The organism is Enterobacter sp. HG048 (assembly GCF_024702055.1).
Classification (GTDB): Bacteria; Pseudomonadota; Gammaproteobacteria; order Enterobacterales; family Enterobacteriaceae; genus Enterobacter; species Enterobacter dykesii.
Window position 1 is genome coordinate 1 of sequence record NZ_JANLIZ010000034.1, and the last position, 3525, is coordinate 3525.

A 3525-nucleotide genomic window follows, 5' to 3' on the forward strand; every position below is an offset into this window, starting at 1 on the left:
CCCGGGGGAGGGTATTGTTGACCCGCTCCCCCACCGCCGGCACGGAGTTCGCCGGATAGAGCGACTGATCCGGGTACATGCTGGACGCCAGGTTAGCATCCGCCGCAACCTGCCAGCCGGAGAGGTAGATAGCTTCAATACCGGCCTTCGCCTGCTGCAGCGCCTGACCGCCGGTCAGCGCGCCGAGGCTGTTGATGTAGCCCTTTTTAGAGCCACCGTGCAGCAGCTTCCACATTTTCGCCGCACCGTTCTGTGCCAGCGTGCATTCCGGATTGACCGAGCCGCGTAATTTCACCACTTCCTCCGCGCTGTAAGGACGGCGGATGCCTTCCCAGCGAGGCTGTGTCCACTCTTTCTTCAACTCTTCGATCTGTTGGGTACGGGTTTTCATGTGCAGATGCTCCATATTGTTATGTGGTGAGTTACGCCAGGAAGCGGTAGCCCGGCAGGGTCAGGAAGTCGATTAAGTCATCTGATGTGGTAATTTGCTCCATCAGGCGCGCAGCGTCGTCAAAACGCCCGCTGCTGAAGCGGTGTTCGCCCAGCTCGTCCTGGATCACCCGCATCTCTTCGGCCAGCATCTGGCGGAACAGGGATTTGGTCACCGGCTTGCCGTTGCTGAGCGTTTTTTGATGGTGGATCCACTGCCAGATGGAGGTACGTGAGATCTCCGCCGTCGCGGCATCTTCCATCAGTCCATAGATAGGCACACAGCCGTTGCCGGAGATCCACGCTTCGATGTACTGGACCGCGACGCGAATATTGGCACGCATGCCCTCTTCCGTACGCTCGCCAGCGCACGGAGCCAGCAGCTGTTCTTCAGCCGTTGGGGCATCGTCTTCACGCGTGACAAACAGCTGGTTTTTGTTGTCGCCGAGAACGCGGTTGAAGACCTCCATCGCCGTATCGGCAAGGCCAGGATGGGCAATCCACGTGCCGTCGTGACCGTTACGGGCTTCAAGCTCTTTGTCGGCCTTCACCTTGTTGAGCACCTGATTGTTGCGCTCTGCGTCTTTGCTTGGGATAAATGCCGCCATGCCGCCCATCGCAAAGGCGCCGCGCTTGTGGCAGGTTTTGATCAGAAGGCGCGAGTAGGCGCTCAGGAACGGTTTATCCATGGTCACAACCTGGCGATCCGGCAGTACGCGGTCGGGGTAGTTTTTCAGGGTTTTGATGTAGCTGAAAATATAGTCCCAGCGTCCGCAGTTCAGGCCGACAATGTGGTCGCGCAGGGCGTGCAGAATTTCATTCATCTGGAACACGGCAGGCAGCGTTTCAATCAGCAGCGTGGCTTTGATGGTGCCGCGCGGCAGGTTGAAACGATCTTCCGCATAGCTGAACACCTCGCTCCACCAGGCCGCTTCCTGCCAGGCCTGCGTTTTTGGCAGATAGAAATAGGGACCGCTGCCTTTAGCCAGGAGGGCTTTGTAGTTGTGGAAGAAATAGAGCGCGAAATCAAACAGGCTGCCCGGGATGGCTTCCCCACGCCAGGTCACATGTTTTTCAGGCAGGTGCAGGCCGCGTACGCGACAGATCAGCACCGCAGGGTTCGGTTTGAGCTGGTAAATTTTGCCGGCTTCGTTGGTATAGCTGATGGTGCCGTTCACGGCGTCGCGCAGGTTGATCTGCCCGTCGATAACTTTGTTCCAGTCTGGCGCCAGTGAATCTTCAAAATCGGCCATGAAGACCTTAACGTTGGCATTCATGGCGTTGATCACCATTTTGCGCTCTACCGGACCGGTGATCTCAACGCGACGATCCTGTAAATCTTCAGGGATGCCGCGGATTTTCCACTCGCCACGTCGAATGGAAGCGGTTTCCGAAATGAAGCCAGGCAACTTGCCATCGTCAATTTCCTGCTGCTGATGAATACGTGCCGCCAGCAGCTTATTGCGCTGCGGCGTAAAGCGGGTCACCAGTTCAGTCAGAAATTCTACCGCTTCCGCCGTCAAAATCTGCTGTTCTTGCTCGCCATACGGCTGGGTAAAGGCCAGTTCATCGACCGTCGTTGCCTGTTGAGTCATTACTCTGCTCCTCATCAAAGATCCAAAATGCCGCCCCCGATGCGAACGAAAGATCGTTGGGTAGTTTTCGCTCAGCAGAATTAAGACTATCTATATTTTTTCCAAAATCAAAAACAATTTCCATTTTAATTGCTAATTGCAATTAATTTATTGATTTTATTGAGATTAAAGTTTTATCGAATGGTGAGTGACATTTCGGAAATAAAAAAGGCACCCGAAGGTGCCTGATTTGAATAGCTGAAACGCTTTAGGATCGTTTAGGGCAGAAGATTACTCCAGCGTCGGATTCATGTGTCGCAGATCGTATGGCGTGATCTGGTAGACGTAATAGTTGAGCCAGTTAGTGAAAAGCAAATTCCCGTGACTGCGCCAGGTTGCTCTCGGTTTGTTCTGCGGATCGTCTTTCGGGAAATAGTTGTACGGTACATCCGGATTAAGACCCGCTTCGACATCACGGAAATACTCTGACGCGAGAGTATGCGGATCGTATTCAGGATGCCCGGTCACAAAAGCAATGCGTTTATCCTTGCTGGCAAACAGGTAAGCATCCCCGTCTTCCGTTTCGGCCAGGATCTCCAGATCGGTGTAATCACGAATCAGCTGGGCAGGGAAATCGGCGTAGCGAGAATGCGGGGCCAGGAAGGAGTCATCGAAACCGCGCGTCAGCAACGCATGCGGTTGAAGAATGTGGTGTTCGTATACACCGGAGAGCTTTTCAGTACGGGTTTGCTTGGGGATGCCATAAAGAATATTCAGCGCGGCTTGTACCGCCCAACAGACAAACAATGTGGAGGTAACGTGATCTTTTGCCCACTCCAGAACCTGTTTGATCTGCGGCCAGTAAGCGACATCGTTAAATTCCACCAGACCGAGCGGCGCGCCGGTCACAATCAGCCCGTCGAAGTTTTCCCCCTGAATGTCATCAAAGTTGCAGTAGAAGTTATTCAGGTGCTCAGCAGGCGTGTTACGCGACTCGCGGGCATCGATTCGCAGCAGCTGAATATCGACCTGCAGCGGGGAGTTCGACAGAAGACGCAGGAACTGGTTTTCTGTTTCGATCTTTTTTGGCATCAGATTGAGAATAAGCACCTTCAGCGGGCGAATTTCCTGACCTGTCGCACGCGAAGCCGTCATGACGAAGACGTTTTCTTCACGCAAGAAATTGACGGCTGGTAGCTCGTCCTGCACCCGAATCGGCATAACTTTATATCCTCACAGCATACGTATAAACGTTTAGACATCCAGACAGCTAACGATACCCAGAAACGATTGGAAAGTCGAGTCTGCATGTCCAAGGTGAGAAAGTTTCAGGAACAAGGGGAGGAGAAAAACAAAAGCAAAAAACCCCGCACCTTACGGTGCGGGGTTCTTCTAATTGATGCCTGGCAGTTCCCTACTCTCACATGGGGAGACCCCACACTACCATCGGCGCTACGGCGTTTCACTTCTGAGTTCGGCATGGGGTCAGGTGGGACCACCGCGCTAAAGCCGCCAGGCAAAT

2 protein-coding genes, 1 rRNA gene and 1 pseudogene are annotated in these 3525 nt (G+C 53.7%); all 4 read right to left on the reverse strand.

Translation table 11 applies throughout. The features are described 5' to 3' along the window. Positions 1-391, reverse strand: a pseudogene (locus tag NUX24_RS21630) (isocitrate lyase); the annotation flags it as partial. Between the two features lie 31 nt (positions 392-422). Further along, positions 423-2024 (reverse strand): malate synthase A, encoded by a 1602-nt coding sequence (aceB, locus tag NUX24_RS21635; RefSeq protein ID WP_257834054.1) that lies wholly within the window; start codon positions 2022-2024, stop codon positions 423-425. 270 nt (positions 2025-2294) lie between these two features. Then, on the reverse strand, positions 2295-3224 hold the full coding sequence (gene metA / locus NUX24_RS21640) for a homoserine O-succinyltransferase (RefSeq protein ID WP_047650890.1): 930 nt from the start codon (positions 3222-3224) through the stop codon (positions 2295-2297). A gap of 180 nt (positions 3225-3404) precedes the next feature. Further along, positions 3405-3520: ribosomal RNA gene (gene rrf / locus NUX24_RS21645) — 5S ribosomal RNA — on the reverse strand. Positions 3521-3525: the final 5 nt, after the last annotated feature.

What these genes read in the sequence shown, in the direction of transcription:
- aceB (WP_257834054.1), bottom strand. Translation starts at nt 2,024, where the DNA reads ATGACTCAACAGGCAACGACGGTCGATGAACTGGCCTTTACCCAGCCG.
- metA (WP_047650890.1), bottom strand. Translation starts at nt 3,224, where the DNA reads ATGCCGATTCGGGTGCAGGACGAGCTACCAGCCGTCAATTTCTTGCGT.